Genomic DNA, 20,501 nt, shown 5'->3' with positions numbered 1-20,501 from the left:
TGGGGGATAGTTTTTCCTAGCTTAGGGGGATTGAAAGTTTAATTTTCCCTGAATCTTTCTAGTAGTTCTGAGCGAGATAAATTAGCCAAAGAAAGAAGTAACCCGGTGCGTTCCGAGATAGGAAGTTGGACAATCTGTTCCACCAGACCAGATAATTCTGCATCTAGGCTGCCAAAGCGTCCTTCCAGAAGACTGGTTATCAGGGAATACCGTTCTTCTAAACTGCCTAGTTGTATCCCTTCTTGTATCCCTTCTTGTATCCCTTCTTGTATCCCTTCTTGCTTCCACTCTTCCCGTTGTTTTAGATAAGCTGGTGATAAGTTCATGATGTCTTCCTGTTCTTCGGTACTTAAATTATCTCTCAACTCTAAATTCTTGCGCCAGTTGGCCAGAATTTCCAGTAAATTCTCTTGGAAGGGATTATCTTCAGGCAATTGCACTAATTCTTCTACTGCTCGTTTCTGTGTCCCTCCTTTACCTAGCACCCTCAACCATAAAGTCTCCTCATTGACTGGTAATTGATGGATGGCGACAATTCCCGTTTTGAATAGGTTAGGGGAAAAATAAACTCCTTTTCCCCACTCCTCTTTCATCCCCTCTTCCGGTAGGAATGAAGGGGGGATTCCCACGACTTCTTCAATCATTCTCGCTGAAAAAGTAGGCGTTAAAATCCAGAGAACTGGTAGTTCAGCTTCTGTTAGAGTTTTGCTTGTCCTTTTCGCCTTCCTTAAGACTTCGCCATGAACCGCGTATAACTTTGAGATGCAACTGCGAATCTCTACCTCGGAGGGGGGGTTACGGAAAGGTTCAAATAAGCAGCAAGTCGCCGCCATTTTAGCGAGTAAACCCAAGGGTAATTCCGTCCTTGATGCTGTGGCTGGTTCAAACCAAACATCGATTTCTTGAACCTCACTTTTTACTTTCTTGCTCTTTTTAATCGTTCCTAGAGACGCTAAGAGTTCTTCTAAATATTCCTTGGCAAATTGGTCGTGAATTTGGCGAGTCATTGCAGGGGATAATTAAGCCGAGAAAGTGCATTAACAATCTTTTTGAATCATAGCAAGTTTTGAGAATTTATCGGCTTTCTTATGCTTTGTGTAACAAGTTTAACTTATATAGCGCACCTAAATGAAATGTAAAAACCCTCCGTTTGCCGTCGTGCTACACTTGACTTCTAGAGCCTACCCGTTCACAAATCAATTAGGCGCACTATATAATAGCCATCGGTCTTTGTGTCCTCTGTGTCTCTGTGGTTCCCTCCACTCCCGCGCCAGCAGGACTGTATCTTAGAATACATTTTACCCACCAAATCCAAGAGAGTCCCGGTTTTACTACAGCCTTTCTCAGATAAATGAGGTGCAATAGCAACAGTGTGTGAACCAATTACGAAGGTCTTTTTCCGAAACTTGCTTAAAAGCCTCTTGCAAACTAAGAAAAACGCTGCAAAAATTAACGACAGGAGCAACAACTATGACTGGTACTAATTCCACTAGCCCAAATTATGTAATCGTAACCGATCAATATTGGGATGGTTTGGCTGATAATCCCCTTGGTGCCACGGAAATTCGCGTCGAAAACGGGAATATTACTGCGATCGCCGCAACAGTTGATCACAGCAACGCTCAAATTATTGAACTAAAAGGACACACCGTTACCCCTGGTTTCATTGATTGTCATGTTCATATTACCTTCTGTGAAGGGGATCCTACAATTCCAGAAAATCCTTATATGGTGACAGTGCCATTCATGACCCTTTATAGCTTAAATCCCCTGAAAATACTGTTAATGAACGGTTTTACTACTGTACGGGAAGTGGGTTGTCCCGATCCAGAATTTATTACTGTCGATCTTAAAAAAGCGATCGCCAACGGCTGGATTATTGGACCAGATCTATTGGTAGCACCTCACCTGATTTCAGCCCAAGGAGGACATGGTGATTTTACCTCTTTAGTTGCTTTTCAGTTCAGACCAGAAAAATTTGAAGTAGCAGACGGAACAGCAGAAATTATCCGCATAGTACGGGAAGAAATTCGCTCAGGAGCAGATTGGATTAAATTCTGTGCTACAGGAGGTTTTAGCTCTCCTACAGATGATCCCAGTCAAACCACTTATTCCCAAGAGGAGATGAATATTCTGGTTAGCACCGCCAAAGATTTCGGTATTTCTGCTTGTCCTCACGCTTATGGAGGGGAAGGGGTTCAACGTGCTGTTAATGCGGGGGTACGTTCCATTGAACATGGAAATCTTGCCAGTTCCGAGACTTTGCAATTGATGGAACAGAAGGGAATTTATCTCGTACCAACTCAATACACTGTTTTAGAAAAAGCTCGCAATGCTAATAATCCTGAATATTGGCAAAATCGTTCTTCTTGGCAACACGCTAAATATCAAAAATATGCCCCTCAACTGATTGCTTGTGCTGATAATTTAGCTAAAAGTAACGTTAAGATTGCTTTTGGTACTGATGCAGGAACTTTTCCTCATATAGATAACTGGAAAGAGTTTCCAGCGATGGTTCAAAATGGTATTACTCCTTTACGCGCTTTAAAAGCAGCAACTACTGTAGCGGCTGAATTATTAATGCAGCCGAATATTGGTGCGTTAGCGGTGGGGAAATTTGCTGATATTATCGCTATGCCGGGTAATCCTTTTGATGATATTAATGTTACTGGTCAAGTTGATTTTGTGATGAAACGGGGAGTCATCTATAAACAACCATCGGGAGAACAAGCATAGTGGTTTTATCATCAAATCTCTGGAAGACACCAGTAACACTGCTAACAGGTTTTTTAGGTGCTGGTAAAACTACTTTACTTAACTCCATTCTTAAGGGTAAAAGTGATCGCCGTTTTGGCATACTGGTCAATGATTTTGGTAGTCTTAATATTGATCAGATGTTAATTAAAAATAGAGACGATGATCTCATCACTCTTGAGGGAGGTTGTGTTTGTTGTAATTTACAAAATAATCTGGTTAATTCTCTTCCCAAAATCCTATCTCTCCGTCCAGATCATATATTAATTGAGGCCAGTGGAATTGCTAATCCTTACACCCTGTTACAAACCCTAAAGCGTCCAGTTTTAAGTAAAATAATTCGCTTAGAAAGCATTATTACCCTAGTTGATGCCACCTATCTACCCCAAATTTGTGAACCATCTGGAAAAATTAACTATCAAGATTTGCTAATTGATCAAATTTCAGCGGCTGATATTGTGGTTCTCAATAAAATTGATTTGATTGATGAAAAAGCACAAATTAATGCTAGTCAGATTATCCAAAAAATAGCACCCTGGGCGCGTTTGTTAAAAGGGAGTTATGGGGATGTTTCCCTAGATTTATTATTAGGATTTAGGGACTCATTTCCCGTTCATTCTGTATCTAGTCAATTAAAATCTAATCCCTCGGATAACTTTCATACTTGGAGTTATGAAAGTGTTCGTCCTTTTCAGTTATTAACCCTGCGAAGAATATTAGGTAAATTACCCGTAACTGTATTGCGAGCCAAGGGTATTTTATCTACTGTTGAATATCCCAATAAAAGGGTAATTTTGCAACAAGTGGGGCCGAGAATTACCTTAGAAATAGGCGAGGAATGGGGTAATAATCCACCCTTTACCGAATTGGTATTAATTAGCACGGAGACAATTAATACAAATATATTACAAGATCAATTAGATAGCTGTTTAAGACTAGATAATTTGGGAGCATCTCACTTATGCAATAAGTATTAATACTTATAACCGTCAAAAACTAGAAAATCTTCAACTTGATCACAAAGAGAAATGAGATTATAATGGTTATAACTTACAATTCAGAATAGCTCTCGATGGGAGGAATAATTCAATGTTATCAGAAAATGAAAAAAGAATTAAAGAGTTATGTCAAGAGTTAGGGCAATGTCTCTATGAGCAATCCCAAATTAAGAAATTTAATAACTTGGGAGAGATAGAGGAGACTGTTAGAGATTTAATGATTCATTATGTTAACCCAGAAATCGGTATTTTTTTGTCAAAACAAGCACAGAAGAAACCGCCGGTCGGACGAGAAAAGTGAAAAGCATTTTGGGGGAATTACCAATTACAGAAAAACAAGCGAAGAAGTTAGAAGTAAAGCCTCGGACTCAGATGAGTCCAATGTTAGAGAAGAACTGTTTGCTATTAAGTGGCGATGAATCCTACGAGAAATCGGCGCAGAAAATCAAATCATTGACAGGGATTGCTGTTTCTCACAGTACCCAACAACGCCTCGTACATCGCTATGCTTTTGAAGAATTACCGTCTAACCCAGAAGTGGAAGTGGAAGAAATGAGCCTAGATGGCGGTAAGGTACGACTAAGAACTGCCAAGGGAAAAGCCTTAATTTGGCGTGATTATAAAGCAGTGAGTTTTCATCAACTGGGGGTAGCGGCTTTTTTTCAAGATAACTCAGCTTTATTAGATTTGGTTAATTCTCAAGTTTTGGCCAAGCCTTTAATTTGTTTAGGAGATGGACATGATGGTATCTGGAATTTATTTCGTGAGATCGGAGAGAAACAGGAAAGAATTGAAATATTGGATTGGTATCATTTAATCGAAAACCTCTATAAAGTTGGCGGGTCATTCCAGCGAATTGAGGAGGTAAAATGTTTTCTATGGAAGGGGGACGTGGACGCCGCTATCTCTTGTTGTGAAGGATGGTCAGAGCCGCAAGTTGAGAATTTTATTACTTATTTGAACAAGCATAAACATCGAATTGTCAATTATGGTTATTTGCAGGCAGAGGGCATTTCTATCGGCTCTGGCTCTGTTGAATCAAAAATTAAACAAATTGCTCATCGTCTCAAAATTACTGGTGCAAGTTGGGAATCTGGTAATGTACCGCAAGTCCTTCGTCATCGCTGTGCTTATCTAAATGGTTGCCTTTTTTAACTTTTTTATTGATCTCATTAAGCATTTCTACTTATTGCAAAGGTGAGATGCTCCCGATAATTTTGAGGTAGATTCAAAAACTCAAAGCAAGCATAATTTTATTTTAAGTAACGAAATATAACAAATATATCACAATTATCCAGGGTCAAACGTTTGATTAATGTGACAAGGAGAAAATGACTAGAAAGTTATCAAAAAACAAGCTAAAACATTCTAGATTGAAAACAATTGACCAAAATCGCCAAATGCCTTTCTATATAAGCGTTCCATCCCTTATAACTCCCGTCCATTGAATAATACAAATCAAAGAACCGTTTATTGTCTATTATTTAATTGTTGCTAACTAATTGACAACAAGAGCGTTTTTTGTGGTCAGATGGTGGCTCTTCTCGACTTTGTGTGATAATTTTTGCTTATGGAATCGTGAAATGCTTATCGGGCAACACTTTTAGGACTATTTTGTCGAAGAAACTATCAGTATAGACCTCGTTTCCACACAGAAACCAGAAGAGCCAGATGGTTATTCTAGTGTAGATATGGTAAAAGTTAAAATGTCTATCACCCATATTAATAATCTTCAAGACCAGATTTTGCAAAGTATTAAGACTTTACCGCTAGAAAAACAGCAACAAGTCCTTGAATTTGTCAAATCCTTACAAAGAAATTCACGTTTTCAGGAATGGGATAATATTTCAGATGCAGAAGCACAATCGCTACAAAATGAATTTGCTCAAGAGGATATTGGCTTTTCAGAAAGTATTTTACCCGATTATTTATCTCACCTTAAACAAGAGGATAAGAAATAAATGCGAGGCAATATTTATCCAGCTGATTTGAATCCGAGTCGTGGTTTAGAACAAGCTGGTATTCGACCTGTTATTATTGTCCAACATAACAATATTGATCGCTTCACTAGCACTGTTGTTGTAATTCCATTAACCAGTAATTTACGTCGCGCACAAATCCCTGGAACAATGGTTATTCCCGCAGAACAAGGAGGTTTAAATCAGGAATCAGTAGCCTTATGTTATCAAATTGTTGTTATTGATAGACAACGACTTCAGAGACAGTTGGGGACACTTTCTTCTAGTTATTTACAGCAATTGGAAGAAGCGATGCGATACACATTATATTTAATATATAGCGTTTCTGATTCACAAGAGGTACATTCCCGATCCTGAACAGCTTAATAAGCAAAGGTTTAATTGTGCCGCACAGATGCGAGAACCGCTATAAAACACTAATAGGAATGCTTAATTAGTTTAATTTTCTGTCTGGAAAACTTGAACGTTAAGTCTCCCGGTACTTAGTACACTCGGTGCAGCTTTAACCCTGAAGCGCAAACTCAAACTATCCAAATCTACTGAAAAAGAAACCAGAAAAGTAGGCTAAATTGCATCTAAAAATACTATAAATGTCCCTTCATTTAGTCAGTTGAGGAGGGGCATTTATATCATATTTTTATGTTATCTTGAGGGTATTTATACCGCTTTGCGAAGTCAAAAGTCTTATACCATAAGCTTTTCATGTTCCTAATTTTTACAATCCAAATCAATCATTAATGCTACGAGTATAAAATAATGGCTCTTCGTTACTTGGTATGGTTCGATAGGGGGCATAAATCGACTAAATCCTTATCTGGCAAGGAATTTAATTGATTAGTTCGCTTTAGATCAAAAGCAATTGACAAAAATCGCCAAATGCCTTTGTATATAAGGGTTCCATCCCTTATAACCCCCGTCCATTGCATAAGACAAACCGAAGAACCAAAATAATTAAAAAATAAATCCACATCCCTATAACTTTGACAACTTTACTCTTCTGGAATAAACTGATAAACCAAACGATGCTGACAGAACAAATTAAACCTTTAGCCAAGCAAAAATATCCACTGCTGATATTGACCAACTTTCTAAACCTTTAATCACTGCTAAAAACTCATTATTTCCTTCAGTTGCAATATGTACTTTCGGTAATCCTGTTTGAAAAACGGTGACTGACTTTGCTAAAGGATCAATCAACCAACCTAATTCTGTTCCTTGTTGTAAACAGAAAATAATCTTTTCCATCCCTAAGGTAACAGATTGTTCAGGAGACATAATTTCAATAATCCAATCGGGATAACGTAAAAATTGATCGGCCATTTCTCCATCTACATCTCTTGGCAAATTCTCCCAACGAATCACCGCAATATCTGGCACAATTGAACGTTCTGCAAAAGTACAACGCAATTCAGGTAGAGCATAAGCTAATTTTTGAGGTTTAGTCTGTTGATTAATGGCAGAGGCTAACTCAAATTGTAAGATGCTGTGTTTTCCTTTGGGCATAGGTTTTTGAGTGACAATTCCATGATAATATTCCCTAGCAGGCTTAGTTTCTGGAAGGGCAAGAAATACTTCGAGGGAAAGAGCTTGTTTATCTTCTATTGTGGCAAACATTAATTGATTTCTCCGATCTTGAGTTGTTTTCTATTATAAGCTCCTGACTCCTTACTTTCAGGACAATTTTGATTTTTGCCATAGATTCAATCTAAAAATACGGGTTTTTCTTTAAGCTCTAGCACAAAAAATTTGATTAGCAGTGAGGTTTAACTCTGGAAAAACCCCTGAAATAAGACGTTGATCCTGTTTAAATAAATTACTTTGATATTCTCCATCGATTAATTGATAGATAGAAATGGTGGGTTCTTTGGGGCTGCCGATATATCGGGACGAACCTTTGGCTAAATAATCGATAATCCAATATTCAGCAATTCCTAATTGTTCGTAGTCATCGAATTTTTTCAGATAATCATCTCGCCAATTGGAACTGACAATTTCAATAATTAATTTAGCTGATGTTGCCAGAGAAATTGAGGAAGCGGTTTCCCAATAGGGATCATTAACTAGATTTTCTCTGTCTAAGACAATAATATCGGGTAGATAACCTGTATGGGGGCGAAGGGGTTTTACTGCGGCAGTATTGGGAATAAAATAGGGTAATTGCTGCCGATTTATCTCTAAGAATAGGGTTCCAGAAACAAATCCGCCAATTTCTTCGTGTTTTCCGATCGGTCGCATCATGGCCAATAATTTTCCTGCGATTAATTCGTATTGTTGTCCATCATCGGGATATTGATTAATATAGTCATCAAAAGTCAACAATTGGGGGATAGTTTGGATTGTGGTCATGGCAGTTAGGGTAAATAAGAGAGATCATTTTTCTAGATTCTAACTCGATTAACGACGTTGCCACCAAGTCAATCCAGCTAGGGTAAATCCTACTAAAGGCATCACTACCATCGCTATCCAAAAAATAGCGTTAGCTTGCAGGGGATTTAAATTGATTCTTCTATTTTCTGGTTCCTTAGCTCGGATAGATAAGGTGGCTGTTTCACCACTGGCTAACCACTGCACAGAATTTAAAAATATATCTCCGTTTAACTGTTGTTCAAATAGTCCATCGCTGGCAAAGCTGGCATTACCAATCACGATTAATTTACCTTTTTTTCCCGTCAGAGCAACTCCTAAATCAAAGGGGCCAGCTAAATCTTTTTCAGGGTTAAACTGGAGATTCTGATCATTTAAATCACTCTCAGCCCACATTTTATCATTAGTAATCATTAAAGATACGGCTTCAATTCCTTCGATGGGAACGGTAGCGATGGGACGAGCAAAGGGAAAGATAGAAATACCGTTAGCAAAATCGCGAGTAATCGGATGATTGCCGTAATTGGTAATAATGGGACTAGCCGGACCTAAACCGATGATTTCCCCAGCACCGGAAGCATCAATAATAATTCGATTATCTAGTTTCACACCCCAAGGGGTTAATAAGGGTTCTAATCCGGTTTCGGTTTGGGGGTCAATCATTAATAAAATTTTGCCCCCTTGCTCAAGATAGTTTTTTAAAGCGGTGACTTCTTGGGGAAATATTTTTCTTTTGGGACTGGCAATAATAATAACATCGGCATTATTGGGAATGGTGGAACGTTCCACTAGATTAAGTGGTTCTACTTGATAACCTTTTGCTTCTAAACTATTGACTGCTTGCACTAATCCACCTTGAGGCTCTTTGATGGCATTTTCTCCATGACCTTGCAGAAAATAAGCGGTTAAAGTGCGATTAGTTTTAGCGGTTTCGATGGCGTTACTCAGTTTCGCTTCCGTGAGACTTTCCTCTTCACTAATAGTTTTTAGAGGTTGTTTTTTGTCACCATACTGTAGATAGACTCTAGACAGATTATCATCAGCTAGTTTTTTGAATTCCTGAGCGATATTGGGTTTTTTCTCTGGGTTAACTATCTCGTACTGAAATTGGGGATTTTTGCGTTGATAATTAGCTAAAAGTTCCTCTTCGTTGGCACTGATTCCCCGGCTTGAAAAAATCCAGACTTTAACGGGTTTTGACAGATTGGTTAATAGTCTTTCGGTTTGGGGGGATAAACTAAAGATTTGGTTTTCGGTTAAATCAACTCGATAGGGATAACGGAGAGCGAGAAAGTTAATTAAGCCGATAACACTGAGGACAATAATAGTAGTAATGAGGGTTTGAGTACCGGTGCGGGTACTTCTTTTTTGCCAAAAGTCTTTGTGAGTGATTACTAATAACAATAGCCACCCTAGAAACAGAATAGCTCCAGCAATTAATAACCCCAGAGACAGGGATGACCACTGACCGGAGATTAACCCCACGGTTAAGCCGGCACTACCCAGAAATAGGGCGGGTATATAGAGAAATTTACTGTATTTTTGCCAGGATCTCATAGTTAGTTTCTTTGATAACGGTTCGCTTCAATCGCTTGAGTAGTTAGGAAGATTCCCAGCAGAATATAACTGAGGAGGATGACTAAACTACTACTGTCAAAAATTCCCCGCACGAAATTGTTAAAGGGTTGATACCAAGATAGATGGGAGAGCAATTCTTTCAGGAAAAATCCGATCTGTTCTCCCACTTCTCCTCCAATGCGATCTCGAAAGAAGGTTTCGGCATTGTTAGCAATGACATCCAGTATCCAGATAAATAAGATGGTGATAAAGGTGATGATGTAAGCAAGGATAGAACTATTGGTAAGGGAAGAAATAAACATCCCGATGGCTAGGATGGCCGCTGCCAGTAAAATTAATCCTAGATGAGCTAGTAAAACACTGGCTATATTCACCGGGGGAACTGCGGCACTAAAAACCACTATTTCGTAAATCCAGAGGGGGGTAATCATCACGGTAAAAAAGGCCAGCACTCCCAATAATTTACCGATGGCTATACTCCAATTAGTCAGGGGAGAAGTGGCTAAAAGTTCTAGGGTTCCCTGTTTTTTTTCCTCTGCGTATAATCCCATAGACAGGGCCGGCAAAATTACCAACAATAAAGAGGATAAAATAATGCCAATGAAAGTGGTCATAAATTCAGATACCGTATCTCTGGCTACCAGAAATCCCGATTGTTCCTGAATACCAATATCGAGAATAATGCCGTAGAGAAGGGAGTTAAAGAAAAATCCTGCTACTAACCAAAATATACCCATAATGATATAGGCATTAGCGGCGGTAAAATAGCTTTGAAATTCCTTGCGAAAAATCGCCCAGATATTATTGATCATGTCTCTCCTCTTGCTGGTTACTTTCCCCGCTGCCGATTACTTCCAGAAAGATGTCTTCTAGGGTTTTACGGGTGCGACGCATTTCTAATAGGTTATAACCATTGTTGACAACTATTCTAGCAAGTTCTGCCCCTAGGTTTGTCCCCGCTTGACCAACAATTTTAAGCAGGTTATCGCCGACTTTTGCCCCTTGCTCGACTTGCGGCATTTGTTGCAGGATTTCTAACAGGGAATCCCTATCACCTTCGATCTCAATTTCATAACTGGAACCAGCAGGGGTAGCGGTAGTAATATTATTGGCTACGATGCGACCCCGATTAATAATTGTCGCTCGATCGCAGGTAATACTCACTTCTGGCAAAATATGAGTGGAGAGAATAATTGTATGTTCTCCCGCTAAACTTTTAATCAGATTTCTCACCTCGATAATCTGTTTCGGATCCAATCCTACTGTCGGTTCATCTAAAATAATTACCGGTGGATCGTGTACAATCGCTTGGGCAATTCCCACACGCTGTTTATAACCTTTAGACAACTTGCGGATAATAACTGTTCTTTTTTCTAGTAACTGACATTTGCCTAAAACTAAATCTACCTGCGCTTTTCTATCCCCCGATGAGATGCCTTTAATACGTGCCACAAAATCAAGAAAACCTTCCACGGTCATCTCTGGATACAAGGGGGGATTTTCAGGAAGATAACCAATGCGACGACGCACTTCTAAGGATTGTTGATGTACGTCGTATCCTGCTATCCTTGCTGTTCCCGTCGTAGCGGGAATATACCCAGATAAAATCCTCATAGTCGTGGTTTTTCCCGCTCCATTGGGTCCCAAGAAACCGAGTATTTCTCCTTTTTCTACGGTAAAATCCACGTCACTAATTGCCGGGGTCGAACCATAAATTTTACTCAGATGTTCCACTTCAATCATAAGCTTTATCAGTTATCAGTTATCAGTTATCAGTTACCAGTTAGCAGTTAGCGGTTAGCAGTTATCAGATGGGAGTTTTCAGTCTGTTAAGTGACCAGTTCGGGGCTTTCTTTTCACTGATTACTGATTACTGATTACTGCTCACTGATAACTGATTTTTCCCAGACTATGATCTTGATTAATTTCTACCACTACATCTGCTTGTTTGAGCAGGGGTGGCAGAAATAATTGCGGATGTAAACTTTTCCAAAAATACTTGACAAATTCCTCGATTTCTGATGGGGTCATACCTCCTTTTGTTTCGGCCGCCTGTCGCCATTGTAAACTGTAACGGTAGTCAAGGGGATAAAGAATCAGTAAGCGATCGATTTTTGACCAGAGGGGTAGATATTCTCGCAATCTCTGATTATTATCCCTAGCGAATTGTCGATCTTCTTCCCTATTAATCGGATCGGGGGCATGATCAAAGACTGTTTCTTCTATTGGATTCATGCCCACAAACCAACCCTCGAAAAAAAGAATATCAACTCGTTCCACTTTTTCCGGTGCAATTCTATCTCCTTGTCCTTGATGCAGGGACTTGTCAAACCGCGGGATTAAAATCGGACTTTCTTGCTGACAAACCTGTTCTAAAACTTTAATTCCTAATTCTATATCATGAGTACCCGGTGGACCACGCCAGCGCAATCTTTCATCCTTTTGAAGCAATTTTATTCGCTCATTATAGGTCTTATAAATATCATCTAAAGAGAGATTATTTACTTTTAAATCAAAATAGGCTAAAATAATCGACATTATGGATGTTAAAGTGGTTTTCCCCGTGCCTTGAGGAGCCAAAATGCCTTGAATCAACGGTTTTACGTGACTGCGTAGCTCTAGCGCCCAGGGAATCCAGAAGCGCCAACAGCTGATCAAAATCTGATTTGGCTGATTTATCCCTAACTCCTGACATTTTTGCCAGACTCGCGGCCAGAGAATCGTTAACAGTTCCGCTCTTTCCTGTAGAATGAGAAGGTTAGTCTGGTGAAAATTTAAGGATTCGCTCTCTAGTAATTCTTCTAGATCCGTCTGAGTTAAGGGATTTTTGTCGATTAATCCCTGTAAAATCGTCAAAATCTTCATAGCTGTTATCACTTTACTAAATTGTCCGTCAAAATGGCTCTTCAATGAGAGGCAATGATCCTAAAAATCCGATTAGAAATAAAATTATAACTGAATAAGCTGCTAGATTAATGTATGAAATTATTACAGGACAAGCTATATCGTCCGAATCTAGTCAGGAGATGCGATACTATTTAAACAGAATAAACATGATGCAAGATGGCAGCTGGAAAAGTATTGACCAAAATCAAGGTCAAGGTCATTTTAATCCGATTAAAGGATTTTTTGGTGAATATTTTGCCAACAGTGACCCTAAAAATATCCAAGAATTTGCTTCTAAAGCTGGTTGGACAAGTGACAGTCGTAATGAGGTAGCTTATATTAATGATGGTCAAGTTGCTTATATTTTAGCTGTGTTTACCCAAGATGCTGCCTAGGCTCAAAACTGGCAAATTTTCCCAAAAATTTCCGAGTTATTCTATCAAAAAATGCACCAAATACACTCATAGTCTAACCCCCCCAGCATCTTTTCCCGATTCTTACTTTAGTAACCCTGAAGATAAAGGCAACCTAACCGATTTTATTCAGAATCATCATTATAAATATCTTGGAGAGTTTTATTTTCATAGCGTTCCTGATCTTGATTTTTGCCGCGACGGGAAGGACGACGATATTTTTTATTGGCTAATTTCGGTTCGTAGGTTTCTTGACCTGCTTCTTTAATTTTTAACTTTAAACTTGACTCTTTTGTGCTAGTTTTCTGTAATGACTGTTCTCGTGCGATCGCTTCTTCTAAAAACTCTAAATAATGTTGGTAACGGTCCCAATCTCCCCTCACCACACAGTTAGGTTCCTGACGGTGAGTACAATCATTAAATTGACAATTTCCTAAAGCTAAACGCTGTCTCACTTCCGGAAAATAAAAAGTTAATTGTTCCGGTGAACAGTTAATATCCGGTTGGTTAAACCCCGGACTATCGGCCAATAAACCCCGATTTGGTAAAGCAAATAACTCCACATGACGGGTAGTGTGACGACCTTTTTGCAGTTTTCCCGACACATCCCCCACCCGTTGATTAATCTCAGGAATTAGGCAATTAATTAAACTCGATTTTCCCACCCCCGAAGGACCGGCCAAGAGAGTGATTTTATGGTTTAATTGTGCCAATAAAGCCTCAAATCCCCGATTTTTCTCGACACTGACAAAAAAGGGCTGGTATCCCCAACTAGCTAGGCGATCGCCCCAGACCTCTATTTGTTCTGGTTCCCCCAGATCAATTTTATTGACACAGACCGCAATTTCCAAGCCTGTGGACTCGGCCTTCACCAAAAAACGACTGATCAGCCAAGGATCGAGGACAGGTTCAGCAAGGGCAAAAACTAGCAAAATCTGCTCGATATTAGCAACGGCCGGTCGATCGATCTCGGTACTGCGGGGGAGAACTTCTGCGATCGCACCCTGCCGATCATCAAAATTGGCCTCCTCCACGCGCACCCGATCACCAACCATCACCGATTGACCGATTTTTTGCAAGCGAGCGCGACGGGTACAGAGAAGATTCTCGCCCATAACGGCAGAATCCAAGCGTACCTGATAGAAATTCGCCTGTACAGCCACCACTGTGCCGTATAAATCGGTTAATTGTGCATCTAGCATTTAGGAATCGGGACGATAGACTTTGAGAACAAAAAAGCTATCTCGATCCTCGATCGATTCTATCTGATAACCCTCCACTGTCAGGCTAGTGGGAACCTGTTCGATCGGTTCCCCGGCATCTAACCAGACTTCCAACCGTTCCCCGGCGGTCATTTTCTCTAATTGCAATTTTGTCCGGACAAAATTAATTGGGCAGGGAGTGCCGCGCAGGTCTAAAGTCATAGTTATTTATGGAAGATATTACCTAAAAATCCCTCGATGCCGCCTTTCCCGACGGTTTCCCCGCGAACTTTCGCTATTTTTTCCAGTAAATCCCGTTCTTCTCCCTTGACACTGGTAGGAATCGAGATTTTAACGGTAATGCGATGATCACCGCGACTGACGGGATTGCCTAATTTGGGAACCCCTTTATTTTCTAAAATCAGTACGGTGTTCGGTTGAGTACCGGCAGGGATAGTCAGGTCCTCTTGGCCATCTACCGTATTAACTTTGATGGTACATCCTAAAATCGCTTGGATATAACTAATCGAGATATTCGATTTAATATCATTGCCTTCCCGTTGAAATTCTGTATCTGTTTCCACGGTTAGATAAACGAATAAATCCCCCGGCGGTCCGCCCTTAAGTCCTGCGTCTCCTTCCCGGGCAACGCGCAATTTCATGCCGTTGTCAACCCCCGAGGGGATGGTAATTTTCAGTTTTTTGGTTTCCTGTTTACGTCCAGAGCCGCCGCAAACGTCGCATTTTTCCTCGATCACCTCTCCAGTACCGTCACAGGTGGGACAGACCGAAACTTGAGCAAAAGTACCGAAGGGAGTACGGGTAGCGCGACGCACCTGCCCCGTACCACTGCAAGTAGTACAAGTGCGAGAACTGGTCCCCGGTCTCGCCCCACTGCCTTTACAGGTTTGACAGGTTTCCAGATGACGGATGCGGATTTCCTTTTCGCCGCCAAAAACCGCCTCGCGGAATTTTAGTCTAAAATCGAGACGTAAATCCTCGCCCCGGGTCGGGCCTGTGCGTCGGCGGGCCGTTGTTTGGCCGCCCATGCCCCCAAAACCACTAAAGATTGTCTCAAATATATCGGCGAAACCGCCCATATTGTCGGGATCAAAACCGGCAGCTCCTCCAGAAACCCCAGCCTCACCAAAACGGTCATAACGATTGCGGGTTTCTGGTTCCGAGAGAATTTCGTAGGCGCGGTTAATTTCTTTGAAGTATTCCTCGGCTCCCGGTTCTTTGTTAACATCGGGATGGTATTTTCGGGCGAGACGACGATAGGCGCGTTTGATGTCTTCTTTGCCGGCATCTCGCGAGACACCTAGAATTTCGTAATAATCAGTGGGCATAGGGGGCTATGGTTCTGCTGGCAATTTATAAATAAATTTTCGGTCTAGTTGTTACTTTAACAAACTATACATAATAGTTTAGTTGGGTTATCCCTACTTTTTTTGCTGGGGGTTAGGGGTGTGGGGGAGTGGGGAGGGGGAATTATGAATTATGAATTATGAATTATGAAGTGGGGAAGTGGGGAAGCTGTCTCATCACCCTATCACCCCAAAACCCTATCACCCCAAAACCCTATCACCCCAAAACCCTATCACCCCAAAACCCTATCACCCTATCTCCTGACGACCGTCTCCTGACGACCGATAGCTTTTCCCTTTTTAATCTACGGCCTCATAGTCACTGGAGATCATTTCTTCGTCATTGTAGGGATCATCATCATTGTCCGATTCGGTAGATTTAGTTTCCAGATTACTATAGTTTCTGGTTCTAGTCTGGAATAGGGTTTGCCCCTCAGTGAGGGTATTCGAGGAAGTGGCCTGAATGCGGGTGGTTCGGGTCAGTTTTTCGGAGACATCGATCGATTTAAAACCATTACCGTTGAGGATTTGCGTGTCCTCTTGTTTACCCCTGTAGATGCGGGTACCGATTTCGAGGACAATCTGACGAAATTCTTCCAGGGTGGTTGTTAGCTTTTCTGGGGATGGGGAGGGGTCGCGCAGGGCGATTTCCAACTGCTGTCGCTTCTGGTCGGCCAGTTGCCGGATATCGGGGGCAACTAACTCACTGTTTTCCCTGAGGGTGACTTCGTAGCTATAGAAAAGACTGTCACATTGCTGGCGAATGTCGATCATTTGCAGACGACCGCGATCAAATTCAGCGTATTTTTTGGCTTCTAGGCGCATTTTTTCAATTTCGTTTGTTTTCAGCCCTCCAGTGTGGCTAATGACAATGCTTTGTTCTTTACCTGTGCCTTGGTCGCTGGCGGCTACTTTCAAGATGCCGTTAACATCGATCTCGAAGGCCACTTCGATTTGTGGCATACCTCTAGGGGCGGGAGGAATTCCCGTCAGGAGAAATTTACCGAGGGTTTTATTGTCCCGGGCCATAGCCCTTTCCCCTTGCAGAACGTGAATTTCCACGGAAGTTTGACCATCGGCAGCGGTGGAGAAAACCTCAGATCTACTGGTGGGGATCGTGGTATTGCGATCAATAATTTTGGTAAAAACTTCGCCGAGGGTTTCAATGCCGAGGGAAAGGGGGGTGACATCGAGTAGCAGGATATCTTCTACTTCTCCACCTAAAACTCCCGCTTGAATCGCTGCCCCCAAAGCAACGGCCTCATCGGGGTTAACAGAGCGATCAATTTGGCCCGTAGAAAAGAAACGGGAGATTAATTGCTGTACGGCGGGTATTCTGGTGGAACCGCCGACAAGGATGACACGATCAATATCGTTAGGCTGCAATTCGCTATCTTTGAGGGACTGTTGTACGGGTTCCAGGGTTTTTTCCACCAATTCTCTGGTTAATTCCTCGAATTTAGCGCGAGTTAGTTCTAATTCTAGGTGTTTAGGTCCGGTTTCGTCGGCGGCGATGAAGGGAAGATTGATCGAGGTGGTAATCAGGCTAGAAAGTTCGATTTTGGCTTTTTCGGCGGCTTCCCGCAGTCTTTGGATCGCCATGCGATCGCTGGCCAGATCGATGTTTTCTTGGCCTTGAAAGTTCTCCACCAACCACCGCACTAAGAGGTTATCAAAATCGTCCCCGCCAAGATGGTTATTACCAGCGGTGGCTTTTACTTCAAAGATGCCCTTCCCCAGCTGCAGGATGGAAACGTCGAAGGTTCCTCCCCCTAGGTCAAAAACGAGGATATGTTGATCTTCGTTTCGTTTATCTAAACCGTAGGCTAGGGCGGCGGCGGTGGGTTCGTTAATAATTCTTAATACTTCTAGTCCCGCAATTATCCCCGCGTCTTTAGTGGCTTGACGTTGGGCATCGGTAAAATAGGCGGGAACTGTAATTACGGCTTCTTTGATCGGTTCTCCCAGATAGGCCTCGGCATCGGCCTTTAATTTTTGCAGAACCATGGCCGAGATTTCCTGGGGGGTAAATTCCCGATCGCGAATTTTGATATTGACGGTATCATCGCGACCGCGTTGGCAATGATAGGCAACTCGTCCCCTTTCGGCCTCGGTGTCTTGCCAACGCCTACCGATAAAGCGTTTGATGCTATAAACGGTATTTTCGGCATTAGTAACCGCCTGACGTTTGGCCAGTTGTCCCACTAGGCGCTGGGCTTTGCCGAATCCCACGATACTAGGAGTTGTCCTTCCCCCTTCCGAGTTAGGAACTATAATCGGCTGACCTCCCTCTAGTACGGCAACACAACTGTTGGTTGTTCCTAAGTCGATGCCGATGACTTTTCCCATAGCGTTCTGATAATAACGGTGGTTAACTTAGGATACAATCGTTTACGAAAAATATCCCCAAATTAGAAACGGGCTTTTTACCTCGTTTAATCTTGCCGAGGATAAAACAGGACAATTTTCATCTTATCTTAACAAAACTTGTCAGTAAAATCCGCGAGCGACCTGCGAGTGCTCTAGTAGATTAGATACAAGAGAAACCTTTTAAACAGGATTTAGGACAAGCCATACTCAGATAAATTTAGGATAAAATAACCAGTAAACCGATTCTAGAGGACTTAATCATGATTAGAGCCTATGCTGCCCGAGAAAAAGGGGGGAAACTAGAGCCTTTTGACTACGATCCGGGTATATTAGCGGATGAAGATGTAGAAATTGCAGTGGAATATTGCGGCATCTGTCACAGCGACCTAAGTATGCTCGATAACGATTGGGGACTGACCACCTATCCCTTTGTCCCCGGCCATGAAGTGGTCGGTACGATCGCGGCTCTTGGTGCTAAAGTCAAAGAGTTAAAATTAGGGCAAAGAGTTGGTCTTGGTTGGTTTTCCCGTTCCTGTTCCACCTGTGAAACCTGTATGTCAGGGGATCAAAACCTTTGTGCTACTGCTGAAGGAACTATCGTCGGTCGCCATGGTGGTTTTGCTGAAAGAGTCCGGGCCCATCATAGTTGGTTGGTTCCCTTACCAGAGCAGTTAGATGCTGCCAAAGCTGGCCCGCTTTTTTGTGGTGGTATTACCGTCTTTAATCCGATTGTTCAATTTGATATTAAACCCACGGCTCGAGTTGGTGTCATTGGTATTGGTGGATTGGGCCATATAGCCTTAAAATTCCTCAAAGCTTGGGGCTGCGAAGTAACCGCTTTTTCCAGTAGTCCCGACAAAGAAACAGAAGCAAAAGAACTAGGGGCGACTCATTTTATCAATTCCAGAGACCAGGAGGCTTTGCAATCGGTACAAAATTACTTTGATTTCATCATCTCTACCGTTAACGTTAATCTCGATTGGGGTCTTTATATCGCCTGTTTACGTCCCAAAGGTCGTCTGCATATTGTTGGGGCTGTTCTTGAACCCATGGCTACCTATGCTTTTCCCTTGATTATGGGTCAAAAATCGATTTCTGGCAGTCCTTTGGGTAGTCCCAGTACCATCAATAAAATGATCGAATTTGCCTCTCGTCATGACATTGAACCGGTGACGGAAACCTATCCTATCTCCCAGGTGAATGAAGCCATGGAAAAATTGCGAACCGGACAACCTAAATATCGCCTCGTCTTGCAAATAAAATAAAACCATCTCTATCCCGGACCTAACCCCGATGACTCAACCCCTCACTCCTCCAGTTATCGATTGGGAAGAACCCCCGATTCCCCCAGAAGACTTGATTTTTGATGATGGAGAACCTTTGGAAACGTACCGTCACCGCAAGGCCATGAATGTGTTAATCGATTCTATCGAACAAGCCTATCAGGATCGAGAGGACTTTTTTGTTGGCGGTAATATGTTTATTTACTTTAGCCGTGAGCGGGTTTTTAATAAAGATTTTCGTGGCCCCGATTTTTTTGTTGTCCTTGATATTGATGGTAGTTATAAACGACAAGGATGGGTGGTTTGGAACGAAAACGGACGTTATCCCGATGTGATCGTGGAATTAATGTCAGAAAGCACCGCAAAAATCGATTTAACTACCAAAAAAAACCTCTATGAGCGGACTTTTCGCTGTTCCCAATACTTCGTTTATAATCCCTTTGATGCCACTTCCTTGCAAGGTTGGGCTTTAGACCCAAATCAATGCTATCAAGAAATTATTCCCGACCCCCGCGGTTGGTTATGGTGTCAACGTTTGGGATTATGGTTAGGAGTCTGGATGGGCAGCATACAGCGAGAAGAAGCTCCTTGGCTGCGTTTTTATGACCTAGACGGCAATTTAATCCTCTTACCTGCAGAATTAGCCGAAATTGAACGTCAGAATGCCGAAATTGAACGTCAGAATGCCGAAATTGAACGTCAACGGGCTCAGGCAGCCTATCAACAGGCCGAAAACGAACGTCAACGGGCAGAACGTTTAGCAGCGCAATTACGGCAATTAGGCATAAATCCCGATGAAACCCCGTAATCGGCCCAGGAATGACCCTCATCTCTAAAAACCGAAAGCCCACACCTTCCGATCTCGGTTTGTGTGGGCTGATTGTTCACTTAATTCTAAGATTGAAAGCTGATACTTTGGCGAAACCTCAGACCCTAACTCAGAGTAGCACCAGAGCGATCATAAGTTTGGGAAGAAAAGTCGGCCGAGAAGCGACGTTGAACGGTTTCCCGGTGGCCATTATCATTGTCAATACCGATTTCAGAAGCACTTCTGTCTAACATCGATTGTTGACGATTTTTAACGGCGTGGTGGTGACGCATCATTAAGGCGCGAGCTTGTTGTTCTGTGGACATAATCATTTCCTCCGAGCTGCAAATCGTGTTTAGAACTTTTTAAATCACCCACTAATATATATAACATACAATTCTGTATCTATTTTTACAAAACGTCCTAATCCCAGAAAAATTAACAAAACTTTACAATAGGAGACTCCGAGGCAGAAGGCAGAAGGCAGAGGGCAGAAGGC

General features: G+C 41.8%; 21 protein-coding genes and 1 pseudogene. 9 read left to right on the top strand and 13 right to left on the bottom strand.

Annotated elements, in window-relative coordinates:
* Positions 1 to 38 precede the first annotated feature (38 nt).
* On the bottom strand, positions 39 to 1,007 hold the full coding sequence (locus ACE3JL_RS22290; protein ID WP_375328425.1) for a hypothetical protein: 969 nt from the start codon (positions 1,005 to 1,007) through the stop codon (positions 39 to 41).
* Between the two features lie 463 nt (positions 1,008 to 1,470).
* Here ACE3JL_RS22290 and ACE3JL_RS22285 point away from each other — a divergent pair, with 463 nt between their 5' ends.
* The 5 genes from ACE3JL_RS22285 (at position 1,471) to ACE3JL_RS22265 (ending at position 6,088) form a co-directional block, all read left to right on the top strand.
* Positions 1,471 to 2,736: an amidohydrolase family protein gene (locus ACE3JL_RS22285; RefSeq protein WP_375328424.1), complete on the top strand. Its 1,266-nt coding sequence runs from the start codon at positions 1,471 to 1,473 to the stop codon at positions 2,734 to 2,736.
* Positions 2,736 to 3,731: a CobW family GTP-binding protein gene (locus tag ACE3JL_RS22280; RefSeq protein WP_375328423.1), complete on the top strand. Its 996-nt coding sequence runs from the start codon at positions 2,736 to 2,738 to the stop codon at positions 3,729 to 3,731. Before ACE3JL_RS22285 ends, ACE3JL_RS22280 begins: the two co-directional genes overlap by 1 nt.
* 112 nt (positions 3,732 to 3,843) lie before the next feature.
* Positions 3,844 to 4,907, top strand: a protein-coding gene (locus tag ACE3JL_RS22275) for an ISKra4 family transposase (protein ID WP_375327681.1) whose coding sequence is annotated in 2 segments (ribosomal slippage) — positions 3,844 to 4,000 and positions 4,000 to 4,907 — 1,065 coding nt in all. Because the reading frame shifts where the segments join, the coding sequence is not laid out codon by codon here.
* A 551-nt stretch (positions 4,908 to 5,458) separates the two neighbouring features.
* Positions 5,459 to 5,713, top strand: coding sequence for a hypothetical protein (locus ACE3JL_RS22270; protein WP_375329647.1), 255 nt, complete (start codon positions 5,459 to 5,461; stop codon positions 5,711 to 5,713).
* On the top strand, positions 5,714 to 6,088 hold the full coding sequence (locus tag ACE3JL_RS22265) for a type II toxin-antitoxin system PemK/MazF family toxin (RefSeq protein ID WP_375328422.1): 375 nt from the start codon (positions 5,714 to 5,716) through the stop codon (positions 6,086 to 6,088).
* Between the two features lie 351 nt (positions 6,089 to 6,439).
* Here the strand turns inward: ACE3JL_RS22265 and ACE3JL_RS22260 are convergent.
* The 7 genes and pseudogenes from ACE3JL_RS22260 to ACE3JL_RS22230 all read right to left on the bottom strand — a co-directional run bounded on the left by ACE3JL_RS22260 (position 6,440) and on the right by ACE3JL_RS22230 (position 12,538).
* A pseudogene (locus ACE3JL_RS22260) lies at positions 6,440 to 6,657 on the bottom strand (hypothetical protein).
* Between the two features lie 112 nt (positions 6,658 to 6,769).
* Positions 6,770 to 7,345: a Uma2 family endonuclease gene (locus tag ACE3JL_RS22255; RefSeq protein ID WP_375328421.1), complete on the bottom strand. Its 576-nt coding sequence runs from the start codon at positions 7,343 to 7,345 to the stop codon at positions 6,770 to 6,772.
* A 111-nt stretch (positions 7,346 to 7,456) separates the two neighbouring features.
* On the bottom strand, positions 7,457 to 8,077 hold the full coding sequence (locus ACE3JL_RS22250) for a Uma2 family endonuclease (RefSeq protein ID WP_271992884.1): 621 nt from the start codon (positions 8,075 to 8,077) through the stop codon (positions 7,457 to 7,459).
* A gap of 48 nt (positions 8,078 to 8,125) precedes the next feature.
* On the bottom strand, positions 8,126 to 9,652 hold the full coding sequence (locus ACE3JL_RS22245; protein WP_375328420.1) for a GldG family protein: 1,527 nt from the start codon (positions 9,650 to 9,652) through the stop codon (positions 8,126 to 8,128).
* A gap of 2 nt (positions 9,653 to 9,654) precedes the next feature.
* On the bottom strand, positions 9,655 to 10,485 hold the full coding sequence (locus ACE3JL_RS22240; RefSeq protein ID WP_271992886.1) for an ABC transporter permease: 831 nt from the start codon (positions 10,483 to 10,485) through the stop codon (positions 9,655 to 9,657).
* Positions 10,475 to 11,416: an ABC transporter ATP-binding protein gene (locus ACE3JL_RS22235; protein WP_271992887.1), complete on the bottom strand. Its 942-nt coding sequence runs from the start codon at positions 11,414 to 11,416 to the stop codon at positions 10,475 to 10,477. The genes ACE3JL_RS22240 and ACE3JL_RS22235 overlap by 11 nt, the downstream gene beginning before the upstream one ends.
* Before the next feature lie 141 nt (positions 11,417 to 11,557).
* Positions 11,558 to 12,538, bottom strand: a complete 981-nt coding sequence (locus ACE3JL_RS22230; protein ID WP_375328419.1) for an ABC transporter ATP-binding protein — start codon at positions 12,536 to 12,538, stop codon at positions 11,558 to 11,560.
* Between the two features lie 110 nt (positions 12,539 to 12,648).
* Here ACE3JL_RS22230 and ACE3JL_RS22225 point away from each other — a divergent pair, with 110 nt between their 5' ends.
* Positions 12,649 to 12,954 carry a hypothetical protein gene (locus ACE3JL_RS22225; protein ID WP_375328418.1) on the top strand — a complete coding sequence of 102 codons (306 nt, stop codon included), beginning with the start codon at positions 12,649 to 12,651 and terminating at the stop codon, positions 12,952 to 12,954.
* 143 nt (positions 12,955 to 13,097) lie between these two features.
* On the opposite strand, the gene rsgA is transcribed toward ACE3JL_RS22225, so the two are convergent.
* The 3 genes from rsgA to dnaJ are packed head-to-tail and all read right to left on the bottom strand — an operon-like array spanning position 13,098 to position 15,523.
* Positions 13,098 to 14,174: a small ribosomal subunit biogenesis GTPase RsgA gene (gene rsgA / locus ACE3JL_RS22220; RefSeq protein WP_375328417.1), complete on the bottom strand. Its 1,077-nt coding sequence runs from the start codon at positions 14,172 to 14,174 to the stop codon at positions 13,098 to 13,100.
* Positions 14,175 to 14,396 (bottom strand): sulfurtransferase TusA family protein, encoded by a 222-nt coding sequence (locus tag ACE3JL_RS22215; RefSeq protein ID WP_002738399.1) that lies wholly within the window; start codon positions 14,394 to 14,396, stop codon positions 14,175 to 14,177.
* 2 nt (positions 14,397 to 14,398) lie between these two features.
* On the bottom strand, positions 14,399 to 15,523 hold the full coding sequence (gene dnaJ / locus ACE3JL_RS22210; protein WP_375328416.1) for a molecular chaperone DnaJ: 1,125 nt from the start codon (positions 15,521 to 15,523) through the stop codon (positions 14,399 to 14,401).
* A 165-nt stretch (positions 15,524 to 15,688) separates the two neighbouring features.
* Here dnaJ and ACE3JL_RS22205 point away from each other — a divergent pair, with 165 nt between their 5' ends.
* Complete coding sequence (locus ACE3JL_RS22205; protein WP_375328415.1) at positions 15,689 to 15,820, top strand: hypothetical protein; 132 nt, start codon at positions 15,689 to 15,691, stop codon at positions 15,818 to 15,820.
* A gap of 21 nt (positions 15,821 to 15,841) precedes the next feature.
* Here the strand turns inward: ACE3JL_RS22205 and dnaK are convergent, their stop codons facing one another.
* Positions 15,842 to 17,890 carry a molecular chaperone DnaK gene (gene dnaK / locus ACE3JL_RS22200; RefSeq protein WP_375328414.1) on the bottom strand — a complete coding sequence of 683 codons (2,049 nt, stop codon included), beginning with the start codon at positions 17,888 to 17,890 and terminating at the stop codon, positions 15,842 to 15,844.
* 281 nt (positions 17,891 to 18,171) lie between these two features.
* Here dnaK and ACE3JL_RS22195 point away from each other — a divergent pair, with 281 nt between their 5' ends.
* Both ACE3JL_RS22195 and ACE3JL_RS22190 read left to right on the top strand, forming a co-directional pair.
* A complete protein-coding gene (locus ACE3JL_RS22195; RefSeq protein WP_375328413.1) occupies positions 18,172 to 19,176 on the top strand; it encodes an NAD(P)-dependent alcohol dehydrogenase in 1,005 nt (334 codons plus the stop codon).
* 28 nt (positions 19,177 to 19,204) lie between these two features.
* Positions 19,205 to 20,002 carry a Uma2 family endonuclease gene (locus ACE3JL_RS22190; protein ID WP_375328412.1) on the top strand — a complete coding sequence of 266 codons (798 nt, stop codon included), beginning with the start codon at positions 19,205 to 19,207 and terminating at the stop codon, positions 20,000 to 20,002.
* Positions 20,003 to 20,127: 125 nt separating this feature from the next.
* Here ACE3JL_RS22190 and ACE3JL_RS22185 read toward each other — a convergent pair whose 3' ends face one another.
* Entirely contained in the window at positions 20,128 to 20,328 is a 201-nt protein-coding gene (locus ACE3JL_RS22185; protein WP_271992165.1) for a hypothetical protein, read from the bottom strand.
* Positions 20,329 to 20,501: the final 173 nt, after the last annotated feature.

It is taken from the genome of Microcystis sp. BLCC-F210 (assembly GCF_042134685.1).
Taxonomy (GTDB): Bacteria; Cyanobacteriota; Cyanobacteriia; order Cyanobacteriales; family Microcystaceae; genus Microcystis; species Microcystis aeruginosa_D.
Note: the sequence above shows the minus strand (reverse complement) of the source record. Positions and strands in the feature narration are given on the sequence as shown.